The sequence below is a fragment of the Sutterella sp. AM11-39 genome (assembly GCF_003472385.1).
Taxonomy (GTDB): Bacteria; Pseudomonadota; Gammaproteobacteria; order Burkholderiales; family Burkholderiaceae_F; genus Duodenibacillus; species Duodenibacillus intestinigallinarum.
Map to the genome: position 1 here is coordinate 26686 of NZ_QRLV01000013.1, position 20962 is coordinate 47647.

Annotated in this window: 15 protein-coding genes; 9 read left to right on the forward strand and 6 right to left on the reverse strand. The window is 48.9% G+C overall.

Going from position 1 to position 20962, the window contains the following annotated elements; genetic code table 11:
• The first annotated feature begins 234 nt into the window (after positions 1 to 234).
• Positions 235 to 1902, forward strand: coding sequence for a bifunctional UDP-sugar hydrolase/5'-nucleotidase (locus DW133_RS09005; RefSeq protein ID WP_118276327.1), 1668 nt, complete (start codon positions 235 to 237; stop codon positions 1900 to 1902).
• A gap of 538 nt (positions 1903 to 2440) precedes the next feature.
• Here DW133_RS09005 and DW133_RS09010 read toward each other — a convergent pair.
• Complete coding sequence (locus DW133_RS09010) at positions 2441 to 4642, reverse strand: DUF262 domain-containing protein (protein ID WP_118276328.1); 2202 nt, start codon at positions 4640 to 4642, stop codon at positions 2441 to 2443.
• The gene (locus tag DW133_RS09015) at positions 4639 to 6369 is read right to left on the reverse strand and encodes a DUF262 domain-containing protein (RefSeq protein ID WP_199588869.1); all 1731 of its coding nucleotides are present in this window, start codon (positions 6367 to 6369) and stop codon (positions 4639 to 4641) included. The genes DW133_RS09010 and DW133_RS09015 overlap by 4 nt, the downstream gene beginning before the upstream one ends.
• A 283-nt stretch (positions 6370 to 6652) precedes the next feature.
• On the opposite strand from DW133_RS09015, the gene DW133_RS10250 reads away from it, so the two are divergent.
• The 6 genes from DW133_RS10250 to DW133_RS10010 all read left to right on the forward strand — a co-directional run bounded on the left by DW133_RS10250 (position 6653) and on the right by DW133_RS10010 (position 14024).
• On the forward strand, positions 6653 to 8779 hold the full coding sequence (locus DW133_RS10250; RefSeq protein ID WP_305000104.1) for an AAA family ATPase: 2127 nt from the start codon (positions 6653 to 6655) through the stop codon (positions 8777 to 8779).
• A complete protein-coding gene (locus DW133_RS09025; protein WP_118276330.1) occupies positions 8776 to 10197 on the forward strand; it encodes a hypothetical protein in 1422 nt (473 codons plus the stop codon). The genes DW133_RS10250 and DW133_RS09025 overlap by 4 nt, the downstream gene beginning before the upstream one ends.
• A 10-nt stretch (positions 10198 to 10207) precedes the next feature.
• A complete protein-coding gene (locus tag DW133_RS09030; RefSeq protein WP_118276331.1) occupies positions 10208 to 11056 on the forward strand; it encodes an HNH endonuclease in 849 nt (282 codons plus the stop codon).
• Between the two features lie 165 nt (positions 11057 to 11221).
• Positions 11222 to 11620, forward strand: coding sequence for a hypothetical protein (locus DW133_RS09035; RefSeq protein WP_118276332.1), 399 nt, complete (start codon positions 11222 to 11224; stop codon positions 11618 to 11620).
• A 411-nt stretch (positions 11621 to 12031) separates the two neighbouring features.
• Entirely contained in the window at positions 12032 to 13405 is a 1374-nt protein-coding gene (locus DW133_RS09040; protein WP_118276333.1) for a hypothetical protein, read from the forward strand.
• Between the two features lie 238 nt (positions 13406 to 13643).
• A complete protein-coding gene (locus tag DW133_RS10010; RefSeq protein WP_147408921.1) occupies positions 13644 to 14024 on the forward strand; it encodes a hypothetical protein in 381 nt (126 codons plus the stop codon).
• A 79-nt stretch (positions 14025 to 14103) separates the two neighbouring features.
• Here DW133_RS10010 and DW133_RS10305 read toward each other — a convergent pair whose 3' ends face one another.
• Positions 14104 to 14172 carry a DUF4113 domain-containing protein gene (locus tag DW133_RS10305; protein ID WP_369907957.1) on the reverse strand — a complete coding sequence of 23 codons (69 nt, stop codon included), beginning with the start codon at positions 14170 to 14172 and terminating at the stop codon, positions 14104 to 14106.
• A 698-nt stretch (positions 14173 to 14870) separates the two neighbouring features.
• Between DW133_RS10305 and DW133_RS09050 the strand changes: the two genes are divergently transcribed.
• Both DW133_RS09050 and DW133_RS09055 read left to right on the forward strand, forming a co-directional pair.
• Positions 14871 to 16409, forward strand: a complete 1539-nt coding sequence (locus DW133_RS09050; protein WP_233542165.1) for an FAD-dependent oxidoreductase — start codon at positions 14871 to 14873, stop codon at positions 16407 to 16409.
• 145 nt (positions 16410 to 16554) lie between these two features.
• Positions 16555 to 17688 carry a porin gene (locus DW133_RS09055; RefSeq protein WP_118276335.1) on the forward strand — a complete coding sequence of 378 codons (1134 nt, stop codon included), beginning with the start codon at positions 16555 to 16557 and terminating at the stop codon, positions 17686 to 17688.
• A gap of 77 nt (positions 17689 to 17765) precedes the next feature.
• On the opposite strand, the gene DW133_RS09060 is transcribed toward DW133_RS09055, so the two are convergent.
• The 3 genes from DW133_RS09060 to DW133_RS09070 form a co-directional block, all read right to left on the reverse strand.
• Entirely contained in the window at positions 17766 to 18494 is a 729-nt protein-coding gene (locus DW133_RS09060) for a cyclic nucleotide-binding domain-containing protein (protein WP_158571183.1), read from the reverse strand.
• 176 nt (positions 18495 to 18670) lie between these two features.
• On the reverse strand, positions 18671 to 20077 hold the full coding sequence (locus tag DW133_RS09065) for an ATP-binding protein (protein WP_255415082.1): 1407 nt from the start codon (positions 20075 to 20077) through the stop codon (positions 18671 to 18673).
• On the reverse strand, positions 20074 to 20962 hold an 889-nt coding region (locus tag DW133_RS09070; protein WP_199588871.1), incomplete at its 5' end, for an RNA-guided endonuclease TnpB family protein. The genes DW133_RS09065 and DW133_RS09070, both read right to left, overlap by 4 nt.

Consider the following 20962-nt stretch of genomic DNA (forward strand, 5'->3'; position numbering starts at 1 on the left):
CAAGTTAATCAAAGAATGCTTGAGTTTCTTGCATCAACTAACACGCATAACTGAGCAATCGCCCAGTTTACTGACAAGTGTGAGCTTTCCCTTGCAGAGCCTGATCTGGACGAATCACTATGGAACAAACAGGTCTCTGTTACGCATCAAAGACTTGCCACGAGCTCGCGACGGCTCGACTCCATTCTCCTCTCACCAATTCGGCAAGGCCGTCATGATGTCTCGGGAAGTAGAATGCTCGCACCTTGTTTCGGAAACGCCATGTCGCTTGCCTACGTTCCACTTCATTCACTACGACGCGCTTTCGTTGCCGCTACCTGTTCGCTCGTCGGATCTTTCGTCTCCCCGGCCTCATTCGCCTGGGACCTGACGATCCTGCACGTTAACGATGTACATTCGGCGGCGGCCGGCGTCAATGACCGCGGCCCCGTCTACGACGACACCAACGCAGTGGGCGGACTTGCACGCGTTACGGCGCTCGTAGCCGACGAGAAAGCAAAAGCGAAGGTTCAAGGCAAAGCCGTGCTGGCGCTTGATTCCGGCGACTTTTGGCAGGGGACTCACTTTTTCAGAACGGGCGGCATGCCTTGGGCCCGCGAAGCCATGCGACGCATGCCCTGGGACGCGGTGACACTCGGTAATCACGAATTCGACCTAGGATGCGAAACACTTGCCCGGTATGTGAAGGCCCTTCCCTTCCCGGTTCTCGCCGCGAATCTTGAAAAGAATCCCGCCTGCCCGCTCTCAACCGCGCCGCTTCCTGCAACCGTCGTAAAGGACTTTAATGGAGTCAAGGTCGGCATCATCGGTCTTGCCAACGATGAAGGAAAGGACATTTCCGAAGCCTGCCACGAAACGAATTTTGCCGACCGTACGACGGCGCTTCGACGTGCCGCAGCGAAACTTGAAAAAGCGGGCGTGACGCACATCATCGCAGTGACGCATGTGGGCTACGAGGCCGATCAGGCGCTTGCCCGAGCCGTGCCTGCCATCGACGTGATCGTCGGAGGCCACACCCACAGCGTTCTCGGAAATCACCCGCATTCGGAAGGCCCCTACCCGACCGTAATTCCGCATGACGACGGTTCACAGACGCTCGTGGTGCAAGCGGGTCGCTCGACGCGCTATCTCGGAAGGCTCTCTGTTTCTTTTGACGATGCGGGTCGCATCGTGCAGTTTAAGGGCGACCTCGAAGAACTCGTACCATGCCTTCGTCGCGACGAACCGATGCACGAATTCGTTGTTCGGTCACTTGAGGCCATTCGCGCCGATCAGGAGCGTTTCGTGGGCGTCAACACGTCAACGCTTCCCGACGGGCTCGATCCCTGTCGAGAAGGCGACTGCCTCTCGGGAATGACTACCGCCGACGCGTTTCTTGCCTGGGGCCGGTCACGAGGTGCGGTTGCGGCAATTTTGAACGGCGGTGCCATTCGGGCCGCCATGCCCATCGGTCCGGTCACCTACGCCGATCTTCTCGACATTCACCCGTTCGGTAACCGTATTCAATTGGCCGAGGTCTCGGGCGCGGTGCTTCGGGAGGCACTCGAACACGGCATCTCGGAGCCCGACGTGATCGGCCCGAGAGTCCTGCAGACCGCGGGGCTTCGTTATCGACTGAATCCTGTTGCCCCCGTGGGACAACGCATCGTGTCCGCTGAGATACGCACGAAAGAAGGAACCTGGGAGTCGATTCTGCCCGAGAACCTCTATCGCATCGTCACGATCTCCTACCTTCTCGGCGGGGGCGACCATTTTTCGATGCTCGGGCAACACGCCAAGATTCAGGAAACCGGCCCACTCGAAGTCGACGTTCTTGAAGCCTATCTTCATGAACAAAAGGACCGGGACGATCATCTGCCTACGCCTGTACCAGGGCGGATCATCGGGATGCCTGTCCGTTGAGGTTGGACAGAATCAAGTGCTTTGGTACTTTTCGCATCGGAAGGTCACTGTACTGACCGAGAATCTTCTTTGTTCGAGGCAGACTTCGCGTAGCTCGATTGTCATTTACCTGACTTAGCAACATTGCTCTTCTTGCAACGGATCAAGCTGTTGAGCCAATGAATACATGGTCCTCAGAAGTGGAAGTTCCTCTTATTTTCGAAGCCAATTCAAAACAGGTACAGCAATCAAGGTACACACCATCGCAAAGATGGCAACCAAACAACCGGCTCCGTCCGGATCGGAAGTGTCGCTAATTAGCTTGGTCATCAGGAAGAAACTCAAACTGCCGATCACTGTCAAAACTGCAATCCCTGCCAACCCCATAAAAACATGACCAGAACAAAGGTCACCAGTGTCGACACACAGCCTCCTATGCGCATTCAGAAGGCTGTTATACGCCTTGATGCATCCGACACTGTCGCACTCAGATTCAGGCAACAACCAATGGCGTTAGCAGGCAGTTCTGCTTGTAAGGTCACCGTTTCGAAGTGCTTAACTACGAGGTCGGCCAGTCGTATTTAGCAAATGAACCTATGTAGTCCGCCCAGAATTTCGTCATATCTGCCGTGCAAAGACTATCGAACAACCTCTCCTGATCCGTTGCACCGGCCTTGGCAAATATCGATAGCCACAGCAACTTGGCCGTTGGATTGCTTCCGAGCTGCCGAGGGGCACTCTTATCCGATGTCGACTTGTTGCCGTTTGAAATGTTTTCCGAAGTGTTGATGAGCGCCAGATTGCCGAAGTGGTGCAGTTCGTCCCTGCCTACCAAATCCGCCGTATCCTGTGCGATCCAATGTTCAATCTGTGAACGCGACACGATGCGCATCTTATCGGGTTGGTCCTTGCCGTAAACCTTAGACTCGAAGTCCTCGCGGAAAGCTTTCAACGGGTCGTTTTTCGAGCCTTCTATTTCTAAAAAATCCTTGAAGAGACCGGAATGCTCGTGCAACTGAGATTCCAAATACAAAAACCTACTACCCGAATCAACCCACAGCAACCAATCAGTGAAAAAGAGCTTCCAACGAACGCCGTTTTCGGGATACCGCCAGGCTTCAAATTCCGCGTCCGACTCATGGCACTTTTCAATAACTTTAAACTCGTCGATGACAGAATTTTTGAGCTTATCTACACCTTCGTCTTTGCCAACATTTATCACGCGTTCCGTCATCGAGCCCTGCTCATTAGGCCAATTGAATCGCTTCAATCCCCAGAGCAACAAACATAAGTAGCCGCGCTTAAAGCTTTTGTTCACTTGATCAGAGAGATTCTTGGTCGAGCGGTACTCTGAAACGAAAGCCTCGACCGTCTCGGGGAGACGATCGGTATCAGGGTAAATTTCGTTGACTGCGGTATGTACCAGAGACAGTAGCCAATACTGCCCCGAATACTGGTAACCGTTGGCGGCATAGAAAGTGTCGATCAACAACTCAAACGGTTTCTTGGTTGTGCTATCACGATTCTTGAGATCATTCACCTGACGTGCAACGATCGCCGCAATCCAGAGAACCGACATGAACCGCCAGACGTCCTTGTGCCGCTCCTGATCGAGCTTGTCGTCATCGACATTCAGATCCTTACCGACAACGATGCGCTCGTGCAAGCCGCGATACTCGGTCTCGCCGGGTCTCGGACGGATGTTGAGCGTCTCGTACTTCGCTTCGTCTGCGTCTTTGACTTTGGTCCAACGGAATATCTCGTTGGCGATCACGAAGAGATTTTCGAAATCAACGACAAAACGCTTTTCATCCGAGCTGTCATCTTCCTCGGACTCCGCGATTTGGGTTAGCTTCGTCTTCAGTGCGTGACGCGCATTCGCAACAATGGCGTTGAATTTAAGGCCGCCGCCCCGATCGTCGGGCTCAGAAGCTTCAGTCTTTGTTGCGAGCTCTTTGTGCATGGCTTCGAGGATACCTTTTGCTTCCGTCTGAGGAGTGGTACGAAGCAAACCGGCCACGCCGGTCCAGAGCCGGTCAAAGGCAAGACGCTCGGCATCTGTTGCAAACTTAAGTTTTTCAACCAACGTCGCCTTGGCAATGTCGATGGAACGCAAGGCCTGTCCTCGCATGTTAACGATTTCAAACATGGCAGGCCCCTCGTAGGCATTCCGATCGTCAATGGGCAGAATCACACGCAAAACGCAGACGCTCTTGCGTATGCAGTCGATGAACTTCTCAATCGGCGAAATTCCTTCTTCGTTCGAAAAAATCAGTCTCTCTCTCACGGCCTCGTTGATCTTGTGGCAAACGGACGAGAGAATCTTCTCGCTGATATTCGGTCCCCGAATATCTTTCCCCTCTTCCAGCGTCAGGTTGGCGTACTCCCTGATGAGAGTGGGATCCCACTTACGGAATTCTTCTTCCGTAACCGAAAATTCAGGATTTTGTTCCGTATCCGCTTCTCGTCGGCCGAGCACCGCCAGAAGCACATCTATGCTCGTCAAGCGCTGTTGCCCGTCGAGCACTTCCAGCTTCTCTCGTTGGTGACAGACAATCGTGCCGAGAGAATAGCGGCAAGTCTCGTCTTCACTGTAACGAGTAAAGTGCGTCACAAGGTCCTGTACCAACACTTCGATCTGTTTATCCGTCCAGCAAAACGCTCGCTGATAAGCTGGCACAACAAGGGCCTCAGCACTTGTCGGATCGATCGCTTGAAGTTCGGCCACGGATAACAAACTTGCCTCAAACTTCGAACTCATTTTGACTGCTCCTGGTTGTCCTGCACAATGACGAAGCTTTCGGCTTCAACGTAATCGCGGTAGGTCTGCTGTCGGTCACCCACCATCGCCCAACTCACCATATCGGGACTTGTCAGCCGTTCGAGTTCGCGGCGGCACTCGGCAGGACTATTGGTGCGATACGGTATCGTGATCAAATTCTCCATGGGGCTTCCCAGCTTGAAAAAAGCGACCTGTCGGCTGCCTTTCAACATGCCGAAGACAAGGATGTCTTTCTTGACATTGTCACGCTTAACCGTCAACCTCACCCTCAGGCGTTTGAAGAGGCGTATATACGATTGAACGTAGACAAGAAAGTCCATGTCCTTGTTGTAGCTTTTGATGAGACGGTCAACGTCCTCCTCGAACGAGGCCTCGAGATTCGGTCGAACGGACGCAAAGCGATCAAGCCAGCAGACAGCAGCCTGTACGGCAATTGCATTACTGTCATTGAAATACCAGTTTTTATTGAGCACCATGTCACGGAACATATTGCGGAAAGGTTCCGGATCCGCGCTCGATCCGCCGTCGGTGTGTTTGCTAAACCAACTTGAACTGTAGAGCGCTTCAACAATGCGCTGGTAATACGCGAGCGTCTGGAAAAACGGCAGCCCAGGTGTTACGGGCATCATCAGATCGGGCAGAAAAGTGCCTCCCGCAGATTCGTTCCCTACGCCTGTCAGCTTCAGTTTCTCATCGACGACGAGGTTTCCCTTGTAGGTGCCATGAATGCCCTTGAGCTTTTCAACGTTTGATTTGTCGTAGTGATACCAATAGGGCACGCCCAAGCGAATCAGCAACAAACCGATGACGGTTGTTCTGAAACGCTCGTAGCGCTCTTTGGTTTCAGTCAGCGTATGCCAGATGTCTTTGATCGTCTTGAGCGTAACTGCCTTATCTGATTTCTCAACAGCAAGCGCTATGCGAAGGTGATAGGCCTTGAGCATATCAACGAGCTGCATAACCTTGCCGCGATTGTTTTCGCATTGGAAAAAGAGCTCGGCATCGTAACGGGTTCGGATGATACGCACGGCAAAAACACCATTCGTAAGCGCGTAGCTCAGGCGTTTGATCTCGCCCTTGAAAAAGTCGATGACGTAAGCGGGAACATCTTCCGGCTTGCCATCACCGCCTTGAACGTTCTCGCCACAGGTCGGCATGGCCACCTGCTCGCTGAGTTCTTTGACGCGCAGATACTCCGCCATCTGTTCACGGTAAATCGTTGCGATGTGCTCCTGCGTCTGAGGCTGGCGGTACTCGTATTGAGGCTGCCATTGTTCGCCATGCCAATCCTTATCACCTTGGTCCGGCTCCGATCCATTGTGAAGCAATTTGATCAGATCATTACGCGCATTGACGATTTTCTCTGTCTTGGTCTGCTCCGTAGCATTCAGAAGCGCCTTAATGAGAATCAGAAAGCTCGTCAACCTCTGCTGACCGTCGATAAGTTCCAGTTTGCTGACTTGGTGAGCCTGCCTATCGTAATACGCCTGAAAGCAGATCGTGCCGTAGTAATACTTGGCGCCTTCGCCGTACTCTTTTGTCTCGGGGTTGTAGCGGAAGCTGTCGAGATCGTCCAGTAGCTTGCGAACCTCGCTGATCGACCAACGGTAAGGACGTTGGTACGGCGGGATGTCGATGGGCGGGCGACCGCGAAGAAAGCTACGGGTGAGAATTTCTAAGAGTGTGGTTTCGTAAAATGCAGTCAAACCAAGATCGGTACTCATGGGAGGATGAGGGAACAAGTTGTTCCAAGATGTGGCCAAGCCTCTATGGGGCGGCGTTTGGTAATAGTTACGTGAGATCTGAGAGATTTAGGAATCAAGGTAATTATGATCTGCGTTAAGTGTAGTCTCTGGCAAACTTGAGTTCAACTTAGGACAGAACTCTGAGCATAAACACTTTCAAGAATTCTGCAACTTCCGTAAAATCATAGCAGTTTTCTAAAATTTACTTACGAGTATTTCCGGTTAAAAATTCAAGGATTCTCTCATGCTAATGACTTCACCTCTGATTACAGAACTGCTGACCACTTGTAAGGACTTCGAGCAATGGAAAAATCGCACGACACAAAAATGGACAGAGTTTATACGAGCATGGCCAGTGGCAACTCTTCCCGAAGCACTAGAAGATCCTGAGACCCTGGTCAAGTTTCTTAAAGCTGTAGATGATGCAGTCCTGCAATTTGGCCTTACCACAGAAGAGGACAATGATAGCTGCGCTTTCCTTCTGAAAGACAATCCAAATGCAAAAAATCTTATTTGCACTGTCGCTGAAGAAGCATCAAAAAATAATTACAACAGGAAAAAGAAAACTGACTTTCGCCTTTATCGCGTAATGGTTCTTTATCAGCCTATAGAAGAACCTCAGTTATTACCCGTCTGCAGTAAATCAGATATAATTCGAATTACTCGATCTGATTCTTCTTCAAATGCACCTGAACTTTTAAATAAATTAAATAAAAACAAAAGCCTCAGTAATAATTGGTGGAGAACAACTCACGATTATGTCAAAGCAACTTTGCCAGTTTGGGCAGATCTTGATCTTGAAGCCCGGGATTATGATCTGGCAACTGCGTTAAAAGTATTACGTGCACGAAAAAACATTGTTCTGCAAGGGGCGCCAGGGTGCGGGAAGACTTATGGCATCCCTGAGATTGTCACTCGATTGTGTGGTGTGCTTGATAGTGATACGTCCAGAGCCAACGTAATTAAAAAATATAAAGAACTCGTCGGCTCACGTGTTTTCTTCACTACTTTTCACCCTTCTCTTGACTACGAAGACTTCGTCGAGGGCTATAAACCCATTGCGCACACTGGAGATGATGCCCCCAGTGGCTCTTCTGCAAACCAAGGAGAATTTGAACGCCGCGACGGGATTTTTCTGCTTGCCTGCGCTGCCGCCTTAAACCAGAACGACGAAAAAGCTAAAGATTCGCAAAAATCCAATTTACCGCGCCTTCTGGATTCCGGTCCTGATGCTCGTGCTTGCATCTATAACGTTGTGGGCGACAAAGAAGCTCAAACTTTAAGTTTTAATAAAATAACCGAGAAAGATAAAAGTTCCGTGGGAACAATAAGAATCGAAATTAAGACAACCGAACTCGGTTTAAATTTTGCAACAACCGAAGAAGTCGTCAAGTGGGTAAAAGCTAGAAACCGCGACGAGGATGTTGAAGATATTGAAAATAGAAATCTCAATAAATTCTTTAACAATCCCAAGAAAGGTCAGTTTGTTGTTTCATTCTGCGGACCGAAACGTATTGACGCCATTGGCCAGGTGTTAGAGAACGAAATCACAGTTCATACAATTGATGAAGCTGAAGGAAGATATGTATTGACCCGCCCCGTCCAATGGTTCTTCTTGTCCGAGGACTCTACCGAAAGAACTGAAGAGTCTGCTGGAGGGATTTCAACTGAGCCATATTACGCTGATAAGATTTTCCGTCAGGCTTTTTTTAAATTAGAAGATAAAATTCCTGTCTCTACCCTTAAAGGGATTCTTTCTGAAAGAAACCTTATTGATTCTACTGCGCGTACAAAACCTGTCGTCTTAATCATTGACGAAATCAACCGAGGCAATATTGCCAAAATATTTGGTGAGTTAATTACATTGATCGAGGCAGACAAACGCGGCGATATTTCAGTGATGCTGCCCTATAGTCGCACCCAGTTTACAGTTCCTTCAAATTTGTACATTATCGGCACTATGAATACTGCCGACAGGAGCGTTGGAGGTATTGATTACGCCCTGAGAAGGCGCTTTGCTTTCGTACGAGTGCGTCCGCACTCTCTCAGTTTTAAATCCGATAAAAAAGAGCATAGTCTCGAATTCCAAGAAGAACTGTTCAATGACGTAAGTAGGCTTTTCATCGAGAGACTTCCTGACACCCCTGCGTCACCTGTAAAACGTAATGAGAAGTATCTCTCTGAGGCCTACAACCCTGAAGATGTATGGCCGGGACACAGTTACTTTGTTACTAACAGCAGGTGCAATATTGGCTATAGATGGCGTTATGAAATACGACCTCTTCTGGAAGAGTACATTCGTGATGGAGTGCTTAAGCCGGAAGCAATCGAAGCTATTGAAAATATCGAAAAAGAACATGTGAAAGCATGAAGATTCTTGAACTCTTCGAACACAAGACACTCGAACTAACTCGTTCAGCTCTTCTAGAGCAACTTTCTGCTGATGGCAATCAAGAAGAAGCCGAACGAGTCGTTGAGACACTCGCAACTCACCGCAATGGTGAGTTGCGTCGTGTTCATCCATTAGGGAACGACCAGCCCGCGGCAATCCTGGTTGAAAAGCTGGGAGGAGAAAATTTCACGCTAAGAATTTCTTCAACTTTTTTCGTTGGCATTGACTGGATCATCACGGGCGTTCTTGCTGTGCGAGTACACCCAAAGATCGAAAAAGTATTCCATGATAAAAACTCTGAAGAAAAATCCCAAACCTTCGAAATCGATGTACTCGGTATGCTAAATAAAATTGTAGCTGCTGAGTTCGATTCTATTCACTACGAGGGACTAATTTCATATTCTTCTGATGCGATGCCAATTCCTAAAGGAGGCGATGCAATCGGTGTCAGACAGTTTCTTATAGCTGAATACCTTGCCCTCTTAAAACGTATCGCTCGTAAAGGGCTTCGTCGACAATACGTTGCGCATCAGGAAATTTACAAACGCAAGCTTCGCGGCCGAATACTCTGGAGCAAGACTTTTTCAAAGCCTTCTGCCCATTTAGCAGACCGAATTGTTTGCGAACCTGTAGGCTTCACGAGAGATACTGATGAGAATCAATATCTTAAAGCCGGACTTCGCGCAGCAGGAAATATCCTGGGTAAAATTCCGTCCGGGCTTAAAAGTAAAGAGATTCGCAGTCTTTTCCAGTTCGTGCTTGCTGCTTTTGAAGAGGTCTCAGATACAGACGAGTCAACTCGGCCTCGCTTTGTTAAAACGAATCCAGTCTTTAAAGATTATTCAATTGCTATTGAAATGACTCGTCGCATCTTTGCGATGGAGTCTGTTGGCTATGCTCGTAGCCAAAATTCTGCAACTGTTCTTCCCCATTGGCTATATATGCCAAAGTTATTCGAACTTTATGTATATTCGCTTATTCAATCAGCAATTGAACCGGAAGATAAAGTTGCCTATCACCTTAATGTAGGGAAACAAGAACTCGATTATTTGCTCAGTATACAAGCATTAGAACCGCATCTCAAAACTCGCTTTGCAATTGCTGATGCTAAATATAAAATGATTTATGACAAAGATTTAAGTTCAATTGCTCGTGACGATGCCAGGCAAATATCCGGCTACGCTCGTTTTGCCCCTGTTCATGAAAAACTGTACGAGTGGGGAATGTCTAAAGAGTTGTCGAGAACCCTATTACCATGCCTAGTAATTCATCCGACACTAAATCCATCAGCACCACTTTCAATCGATTTTAACCAAATTAGGTCTAGCAAGAACTGGTTAGGATTTTGGCTACTCGGAGTTCGATTGCCTGAGGTGCCTCAAGCACATATTGATTAATAGAAAAACAATGTCTTCTCGTCCGCTTGCTTGGTCGTTACCTGAAGCTACGCTTGCCCTGAGCCTGTACGCGGTAACTCCATCTTCAAAGTTGAAAGCTAACAACCCCCAGATCATTGGCTTAGCCAAAATAATTGGCCGAGCACCTGGAGCTGTGAAGTGCAGGCTCCATAATTTCGCTTCTCTAGACAAGAGAGCAACTGGGAGAGGTTTTAACCATATAAGTGAACTTGATCGTCTGGTATGGAACAAATATTCCGACGGACAAGAGCTCCAGTTGTTACCACTGATGAACGATGCTGTCGACATCGCCTGCAATCACTTTAACAAAGATCTTGAGCTCGCTGACTGGCTTGACACTTCTGACAGCAACCTATCTTCCTCCTCCACTCCATCAAGTCCTGATAATTACAGCGACTTACTGGTAGATTCAACACTCCCCGGTGAATCGGAAGTAGAAATCCTCTGCAAGCGTCGACGTTCGCAGGGCTTTTTCCGTCAGGCCGTTCTCGCGAATTTCAATTGCACTTGCGCCATCTCCGGGTGCAGCATCCGAAGTCTAGTCGAAGCAGCTCATATCCTCCCCTGGGCAGATCACCCCTATGAGCGACTGAAGCAATCAAATGGGCTTGCTCTCAACCCTTTCTTTCACGCTGCCTTTGACCAAAACCTTCTCGGTATTAGCCCAGACGGCAAGGTCAGCATATCTAGGCGTTTACTCCGAGACGGTGGTAACAACCAAACACGACAAAGTCTTCAAAGCATTGACGGTATGGAGCTTGACTTTGGATCACTGCGAGTCACTCCTAATAGGGACTATCTTGCTGAGCGTTTTCGCATATACACTCAAATCAACTAGTAATGCGTCATTACTATAGCTAAATTAACCCAGATAGGAGCTAACTTCGCTACCTTGTTCCCGCCATATGCGTCAACCGAACTTTGTTCCAATTTCCCTGCATTTCAACCCGATCACATCGAATTACAATCGATTCAGATAGTACTTTTTAATCCGAGGTAGCTAATGCTCAACCGTCGTCTCAATCTGGCAATTGCTCTTTCATCAGCCCTGATTCTCGCCGGCTGCGCCGGCTCGCCCGAGCGCACTGATTTCGTTGAGATAGGAAACAACACATACACGATCAGCGCCTCGAGCGACTCCACCGACAACGGCGGCATCGTCCGTGTGGAGCTGATCAAGCAAGCTCAGGAATTCTGTTCGGATAAGGATCTCAGATTCCGCTTGCTCAACTCTCGCTTCAATGACAGCAACGACGACAAGAGTGCCACGGCGACCATAGACTTCGTTTGTGAATCACATACGGCAGCTTCAGCCAATCAGCCTCCGCAGCCAGCTCCCAAAGATGAAGTCCCCTCCGCCAAAGTTCCTTCGGTCTTAGTGCCTTCCGCTCAACCGCGTTAAACAAAGCACTCAGATCAACGGCAAGTGAAACCGCAAGCGTTCTGCCTTCCACGCAAAGCGCAAGCGGTTTTTGTTTGTCTTCAAGAGATTCCCTCACTTCGTCGTCGGGCTCGGTGAGAGGAATTCTCTCCACATCGCCCATTCCGCAGATCACTTGGTACTTGCTAGCCTCACAACTTTCACTCCGAACTTCTCGTTCTGAGCTTCAATTGAGGCCTGAATCCGCTCTCGGCAAGGGCACCAAGGCAGAATGAAATTTGTACCAACATTCCGTTCCTGTTTGGGGGATTGATCACGCAATCTTGGCAACAGAAACCTCATTAATCGTTGTTACTAGCATTGCAACTTTGACGATGATTCATATTTGCGTTACGCTGTGGTTTCATTCAATCTCAGTGTTCTAAAACTGTTATGCCCAATTCATTCACTGTAGCTACGACTGTTCTCCCTCCTGCTATCAAAAGCTTTGACATTGATAAATTAACTATTTGCAGAATTCCATTTTTGAACATAAAGGCAAAACTGTTCTACATCGATGAATTCTACGCCAAATCTACAAACTGGGATCAGTACAATGAACCTGGCATTTATTTCTTACTTGGTCAAACAACACTAACTGAGAACAACTACAAAACTCCATTTGTTTACATTGGACAAGCTAAAGAAATCGGAGAAAGACTTAAATACCATTCAAGCGATCCCAATAAAACAAAATATTACAGCCTGGCTATAGCATTTACCAGTTCTGACTTTAACGATACATTACTCAATCTAGTTGAGAGAACTTGTATTCAAAAAGCTCGCGATAGCCATCGAGTTTTACTCACAAACAAACAAAAAGGATCGAAAACTACTGCCAATTTAACAAAAAACTCCTCCAGTAGTCTTACTCGCCCCGAAATACAAAATGAATTAATCTGTACAGCTATAGAGCAGATATTACTCACATGCGACCAAAGCATTTTAACTGCACGCCATCGAGAACCTTCTGAAATTATTGCTGATAAAAATCTTGAAAAAATAATTCTTATACAAGGAAATCTCAGAATCGAAGCCTTATCTTTGAAAGGTAACGGATTATTAATCCTAAAAGGTTCTTCCTTTAGACAAAAAATTAGCGCATCATTAACAAATTCAGATGCTGACCAACTGCGCAAACTTTTAAAAAAGAATAACTATATTGACGACCAGACCAATACTTTTAAATATGACTATTTCGTAAAAAACGAAACTCTTGCTGTTCAGATATGCCTAGGTAAAAATATCTCCCACCCTAACTGGAAACACACCACAAATGAAGCAATAGGCAATTCTTTAAAATCTACCAAAGCCAACATTAACACCTCGCAACCTAGTTCAATACAAAGTTCTAAAATTGAAGCCTCAGAATATTGTTATGCACTAGAAACATCAATACGTAATCCTTTACTAAAAACTTGTTTTAGTGATATTTACAAATACCTCGAACAAGACCAAGACGTCAATATCAGCGTTCCCAACAAATGGTCTATTAAACAAGGCCTCTCCTATGACTTAAAAGTAAAAGACAAAAAAATTAAAAGAGATGACATACGACTGTTAGATGGCCCCGAAAATTCTGTTTTGATCAGAATTCATAGAACAAACGCAAAGTTATCGAGTCCCACCAAAACGAGCCAGGAAATCATTCGAGAAATCTATGGTGAACATATCCGCTTTCGCATCCCAGATAAATCGTATTGGGATCTCAACAGTGTCACCATCATGGGATTTTTGCTAAGGTCTCTCAAAAAAATCTCTAGCTAATTGAACTTATTGCTATTATTGAAAAGCATTAAAATCTGAACCACTACGTTATTCACTAGATATATCTAACAGTTTTATATAGAATAGAGAACAACATAGCCTATGCTGTTCTCTATTTTTATATCTTTTTTAGCATCTAAGATCTTGAAATAATCAAACAAATACCAATCATCCAGATTCTAGAAATAAATTTCAATATTTATCTATAATTAGTGACACATCGTAGAATATACGATCGTTGCCCTATTCCTGCACTGAGACTTATATCAAATGTCATCGTGGGTGTATAGCTAATGCGAGAACAGCATTCGTCGAGATCGGAAACAACACATACACGATCAGCGCCTCGAGCGACTCCACCGACAACGGCGGCATCGTCCGTGTGGAGCTGATCCAGCAATCTCAGGAATTCTGTTCGGATAAGGATCTCAAATTCCGCTTGCTCAACTCTCGCTTCAATGACGGCAACGACGATAAGAGCGCTACAGCCACCATTGACTTTGTGTGTGAATCTTCTACAGCCACTGTAGCCAATCAGCCTGTACAGCAGGCTCCCAGAGATGAAGTCCCCTCCACCAAAGTTCCTTCGGTCCTTGTGCCATCAGCTCAAAAGCGTTAAGCAACACAAGCTGATCAATAGCAAATCAAACCGCAAGCGATCTGCAAATCACATGACCGCTGGCGGTTTCTTTTTGTGATCAATTAGCCTTCGGCAGATCGTCGCACCTCGTCGTTGGGCACGGTGAAAGATAGTCACGTCGCATCACCCACTCCGTAACTTGCCGGCGTTATCGTTTTAGGAACTTGTCGATTAGCTGGTTACTGCTTTGGAGTGCACTTGAACAAACGACCTGTTATGAATGCTTATCGAAGGTTTTTCATCAGGAACAGCCCAGGCCCGGCTACTTGTATCGCAACGACCGAGGTTCGCTGTACCGCAGACAAGCCTATCACCGACAGCTAGACATTTTTCGGATGATTGGGTCCATAAATTGCCGTGGGCAATGCGGGGACATCACTGCGGCCTGATCCTTCCGGGTAACTCTGAAAATGGAAACTACCAGCCAATTTCTGTTTCGAATACCGTACACAGTCACAACGATCAGTTTTGGACTGATTTTTCTCACAAAGGGCTTAGGTAGCAGTCAAACCACAGGTGATAGCGCCCAACGAGTACTACGCTCAGCTTTTAGCTGTTCCCCAGATTATTGTCCGATGGGATTCTGTATTCCAGTTTCGGCTCACAGTTCCACATCGCAACGCTCTTTTCCTATCAGAACAAACCCCACACTCTCCAAGCAGTTATTTCCATAGTGTCTGCGCGGCTGTGTATTCTTTTTTCAATAAGCGCAGTAACCTGGTGTTGTTCGGTTAATACCTCGTGTAAGACAAACCAAACGCCTAATTCAGGCGCAATTTGTTTGCTACACGAACATCTCAAACCTCAGAATTGGAGATTGTTTGTATGCAAAGAAGAACAATGCTGCTGTCGGCTGCCGTGATGGCAGCTCTGGGTTCGGCTTCGCCTCTGGCTCTCGCCGCTGATCAAACCATGAACGTAGATGTCTGCATCGTGGGCGCCGGTGCGGGCGGCGTAAGCGCCGGCATGGCATCGGTCGATGCGGGTTTTAAGACTGTGATCCTTGAAAAGTTAGGTGTCATCGGTGGTGGTGGCAACTACATGGAAGGCACCTTTGCAGTTGGTTCCCGTTTGCAGCTCAAGGACAACGTCGGTATCAACGTTGAAAAGCAATTCAAGCGCGTGATGGACTTCCACCACTGGCGCATCAACGGCAAGGCACTGAACAATTGGCTCAAGCAAACCGCAGCTACCATCGACTGGATGGAGCAACATGGCATCAAGTTTGAAGGCGTGCACACGGCTTTCATTGACGGCAACCGCACCTGGCATATGTTCGAAGGCGGTCACGGCTCGTCGCTTATCAAGAATTTCGCTCAGAAGATTGAAGCCAAGGGCGGTCAGATTCTGACCTCCACGCCGGCTCAGTCGCTCATCATCGACAAGAACGGGACGGTTACAGGCGTGATCGCCAAAAATGAAGACGGCGATAAGATCACCATCAACGCCAAGGCTGTGATCATCGCCACCGGCGGCTTCTCCTGCAACCCCGAAATGGTGAAAAAGTATCTGCCGTATGCCGGTTATGAATCTGCTGGCTCCCCGGGCCGCACGGGCGACGGCATTCAGATGCTTGAAAAAGCAGGTGCTGAACTCGTCAATATGAACGTGACGATGCAGGCGGGCCTTTGGCTCAAGGGCGTTCCGACCGGACTGCAGTTCGGTAAGGACGGTTTGACGGGAGCGACCTATGTACGCCTCCTGGCAGCCCTCTTCCAGCCGTATTTGAAGGTGAGCCCGAAGGGCGATCGCTTTGCAGACGAAACACTTCCGCTTGAATATATCTCCAACGCCGCAGAAGAAATCGGCGGCGAAGCCTTTGCCGTTTTTGACGACAATACTCGCAAGGAGATGATCAACGAAGGTCTGCCCCGCGGCTACTTCGGCATGGTTGCTCCCGGGACGAAGTTCACCAATTTTGACAAGCTGTTTGAAGAAGGCGTCAAGAAGGGCTTCTGCTACAAGGCCAACAGCATCAAAGAACTCGCCAAGAAGACCGGCATGGATCCGCAGCGTTTGCAGAAGACGGTCGATCGCATGAATCAGATGACCAAGAACCAGAAGGACGACGAGTTCTACAAGGACTCTCAGTGGCTTCGTGAAGTCAAGAAAGGCCCCTTCTACGCAATCAAGGGTTCTCTGCGCACTTACGCAACGGTGGGCGGTGCCAACGTCAACGAGTACTTCCAGCCGCTTACACCTGACGGCAAGGTCATCAAGGGCTTGTACGCCATCGGGCAGGATGCGGGTGGTCTCTATTCTGACAGCTACGACATGCACATCGCCGAAGGCACGGCTTCTTCCTGGGCCATCAACGGCGGACGTCTGTCGGTTGAGCACATCAAGACTTACCTCAAGAAATAAAACTTAAAACCTCGCCAATCCAAAGGATCGGCTCGGATTGCTCAACGAAACACGGGCCGACCCTTTGAAAATCCTCTCCAACAAGTTGCAGAGCTCCAGACCTCAGTAAGGAGCCCGCAGGGAATTTTTTGTCTTGAGAAACGCTATGCCAAGTCTGCGCAAACTCTTTTTAACCGCCGCAGCCGCAAGCATCTTTGCCGCGCCGAGCTTTGCCGCCCAAGTTGAACTCTGGGGCATCGTCGACACCTCCATTGATGTGGCCAACAACGGCGACAAGACCGTCACCAAACTCTCCAGCGGCAACCGTGAAGCTTCCCGCTTCGGTTTCCGCGGAACCGAAAAACTTGCCGACGGCGTGGAGGTGTTCTTCCGCCTTGAGGCCACGACCTTTGTCGACAACGGCCAGATGTCGGCAGAATCCAACCGCCTCTTTGACCGTGAAGCTGCTCTGGGCATTCGTTCGGACAAGTACGGCACACTTACATTCGGGCGTCTTTACTCGCCTCACTTCATTACGATGGCTGCCTCTGACCCGGCCGATATGTCGATCGGCAGTGCCGGCGGCTATTTCGGCAGTCCCGCCAATGAAGCCACCATCAACGGTCGTGGCGCCGACGAAGTCACCCGCGGCAACAATGCCATTGAATACGTCACGCCAGATTTCCACGGCTTTTCGATGAAGTTTTATACGGCTCTCGGTGAAAAAACCAAGCCGGAAGGCTACGGTTCGAACAGCCCGACGCGTGGCAACATGTACTCGATCGGCATGAACTACCGCGGCGAGCGGCTCACAATCAATGCAAGCTGGTTGAGGCAAAACACCGAAAACAGCGCCTTCAATGAGTGGGACGACTACTACGCTCTGGGCATTCTGTATGACTTCGGCATCACGAAGCCCGCATTGCTCATCGTGCATCGAAAAGGCTCTGACACGGCCGAAGCCAATATGAACGGCAACGGTGAAACCGGCAACGGCAGTCCTGACCTTTGGATGGTTCAGCTCGGCGCCACCACGCCTTTGTACGGCGGCAAACTTCTGACGCAAGTCGCAGGTCTCAAAAACGAGACTCGTGAAGATGCCGACGCCTGGTCCTGGAGCATTCGCTATGACTATCCGCTGAGCAAGACCTTCACGCTCTACGGCGGCGTGACGGGCCTGATCAACGACACGAACTCTCGCTACAACATCGGTGGCGGCGGTTCAGCGTCGCCCGGTCTCGAAGTAGATTGGGGCAACAACACGTGGATGGCCTATACCGGCATGACACTGCACTTCTGATCTGAAGCAGTTCCCACGGGCAAGACCGAGCGCTCTTCTTCTCTCCCGCCGGCTTGCCCGTTTTCATTTTTGCAACGTCAATGCTCCCGTATCCATTTGAGTGCGTTCGTAAGCCTTTCGACGTCAACCCACATATCGCCTTCTGCATCCCGCACAAAGCCCTTAGAGTGTGACCAGTCGCAGAGCAGGCGGTCAAAGGAACTTTTGGAAAGGTACAACACCGAGCGCATAGCCTCACGAGGCAGCGTGTAAGGAAGCTTGGCGTATGTTTCTCCCAAAGCAGCCGAGCGGTTTTCGCTGCATATGCGGCCATTGAGGTCAACCGTACCGTCGGAAAGAAGGAGCACCGAAAAGAGAATCTCAAGGCGTTTTTGGGGCTCCATCGAAAAAAGCACTTCCATGCCGATGAGCTCGCTTTTGGCCGAAAGCTCGCAGTAGCCCATCAGCGCAAGCGTGAGGTCAAGATCGGTGAGAAGCTCTTCTCGCACAAGCCGATGCGAGCAGATGTAGACCTCAACGTCCGTGAGCGCTATGAGTTTGCGCGGCGATGGCACTGCTGTGATGATGTTAAGCGTTCCCATGAGTCGGCCGCCGGTAAAAAGATTTATCGCCAAAGGCTTCGTATAGAGTGAAGCATCAACCACGCCCTGGGCAACGACGCCGGAGGAAATGAAAAAGAGCCGATCGTAGGGCTGAGTCTCGTTTAAAAGAACGTCTCGCGCCTTATAGCTGCGTCGTTGGCTTTTGGCACGAATCCAATTCTCAATGCAAGGGGGAACGCGAGGCACGATCCAAGGAATAACCATTGAAGAGTAAGCATGAGGTGGCGGGGGGTTTTGCATGTCCTTCTTCTCCAACCATCGTTCGCGAACGACTGTGCGTATACTCGGAAATCATAAAAGACCCCGAAGGAGACCTCAAGTATTGCCAGCCATTGTTGCTACCCACTGTTGCCGCTTGTTGGCAAACGTCACCCGACGATTCAACCTAGCAACTGATCCATTCCGACAAGATGCAAATACGGATCTCTTGTGGCCATATCAAGCAACACGTCGTCAAAACCCATGCGGGAAAAAATCCAATAGTAAAAAACGGCGTCCTTCGCAACCGGCAGTTGTTCGCATTTAGCCTGAAGGGAGCGCAATACTTTTATTCCGACTTTCTGATTGCGATACTTGCATTCAGCCACAAGACAATGCCGTCTTTCGTGATCGGCTCCAACCAAATCAATCTCCGTGCCGTTTCTCCACCATCGCCCCAGAGTCGTCACAGAAAACGGCAATTTCCCGGAAAAGCGGAGTCGTGTCAGGTATTGACGACAGACCTGCTCAAAAGATTCCGCTGCGAAATCCGCAAAACAAGGCTCTACGGTCGCTTCCCATTCTGAAAGGGCCTCTTGCCGCGTCATGATCAGAGTCGGATTGTTGGCTAAAAACCGGAACCAAAATTTCACGTACGGATCGGCAATGCGATAGAGTCCTCGAGACGCATTTCCCAAATCGCCCAGACCTGCGAAGACGGGAAATTCCTTCACAACCAAATCCATATCTTCCAGTACAGACAAGTATTTGGCAAGCGTTCGCGTATCCACCAAGCTCTTCTGCGCAATTTCGTTTCTTGACGTTGAACCGAAGGCAATCGTTTGAAGAATGGCGTTGTAGGTGGCAAGATCTCGAAATTCCTGCCTCAATACCGATTGAGCCTCGTCATTGAGAAAACCGTTAGATCTCAGAATATTGGCGGCGAGATTTTCCGTCATTGAATGTTGTGGCTTCACGCCCTGCCAGAAATAAGGGATTCCGCCCAACACAGCGTAGCCGCGAAAAACGTCATCCACAGAGTAAGAAGGCACAAATTCGGCGACCGTCTGAAAAGGAAGCGGACGAACCTTCATGATGGTTCTCGCTCGCCCGTAAAGAGGATTCTTTTCTCCCAAAACTTCTTTGGCGATAAAAGACACGGCGCTGCCACAAAGCACCAGCAGAATGTTTTCTCGGGACAGCTCCTCGTCCCAAAGCACCTGAAGCTCGGAGAGTATGCTCGGACGCTCCTTGGCAATGTATTGAAATTCGTCAATGACAATCACCTTGCGAGCCGGTGACGGCTGAGTCGCAAGCGCCCTGAGCGCCGAAGTCCATTCGAGATAGCGCAATTGCGGATTCCCACAAAATGTTCCCACAGCCTGAGAAAAACGATCCAATTGGTACGGATCTTTCCATGTTTTCGCTGTGTAGAAAAAGGTGGGTTTTCCTTCACAGAATTTTTGAATAAGTGCCGTTTTTCCAATACGCCGATGGCCGTAAATAATTGCCATTTCGGCTATTCTGCTGTCATACGCATCCTGCAGTAAACAACCCGCGACTAAAGTCGCAGGCTTTGCAACTATCACATTCGTAATGTCGCATTAGGCCTGTTTACGTCCGGCCTCTGGGTCATCAGCAGATAGCCCAGACCGTGCAGATTTCGACCTGCATTCAGGTCGCTGTGCGCTCGGTAACCACAGTGACATTCGAACCGGTGCTTCTTTCTCTTTCCGATCGCACCGCACGACGAACACGTCTTGCTTGTATATCTCGGATCCACAAACATTACCCTCATTCCTAATCTTGAGGCTTTGTTGACAATCATCTGCTGCAGCTCTCGAAACGGCCATCGGTGCAACCTGGCCCGCACCTTGTGTCCGGCCTTGATTCTCTCGCGAATGTGCGTGAGATCCTCCAATACGATCAGCCGCTTGCCGCTTTGTGAGGCTTCTTCAACGATTGTCTTGCTGACATTGTGGTTGATGTGTTCCACGTGTCGTCTTTCTCGGCCTGAGATTTGGCGTAACTTCCGTTTGGCGTTACGCGAACCGTTGCGCTGAAGACGAGCTCTGTGACTCAAATACTTATCGCGGTCATTTTTCAATTTGCCGGCTTTGAACAGACTGCCGTCCGAAGTGGCTGCCATGTTGTTTTCACCGACATCAACTCCGAGAATTTCCTCCTTTTTTAGATTCCTCAAACTTGGCAATTTGAGATCACGCTCGACAGCGATATGCAGCTGCCAGCTTCCCTTGGTGCCTTTTCGTCCTTTTTTGTAGACCAGATTACACTCGCGCCACTTGCCGTTCGACAAAATGTCTTGTTGAAAAGTTCCGGGGCAGAGGCGCACCGAGACGCGCTTCCGGCTTGTAAAGACGGTAGCTGTGGTGCGATCTTTCGAAAATGTCAAAGTACGCACGTCCAGATGGATGCCAACGTTTTTAAAGACGATTTTTGGCAACTCCAGATTC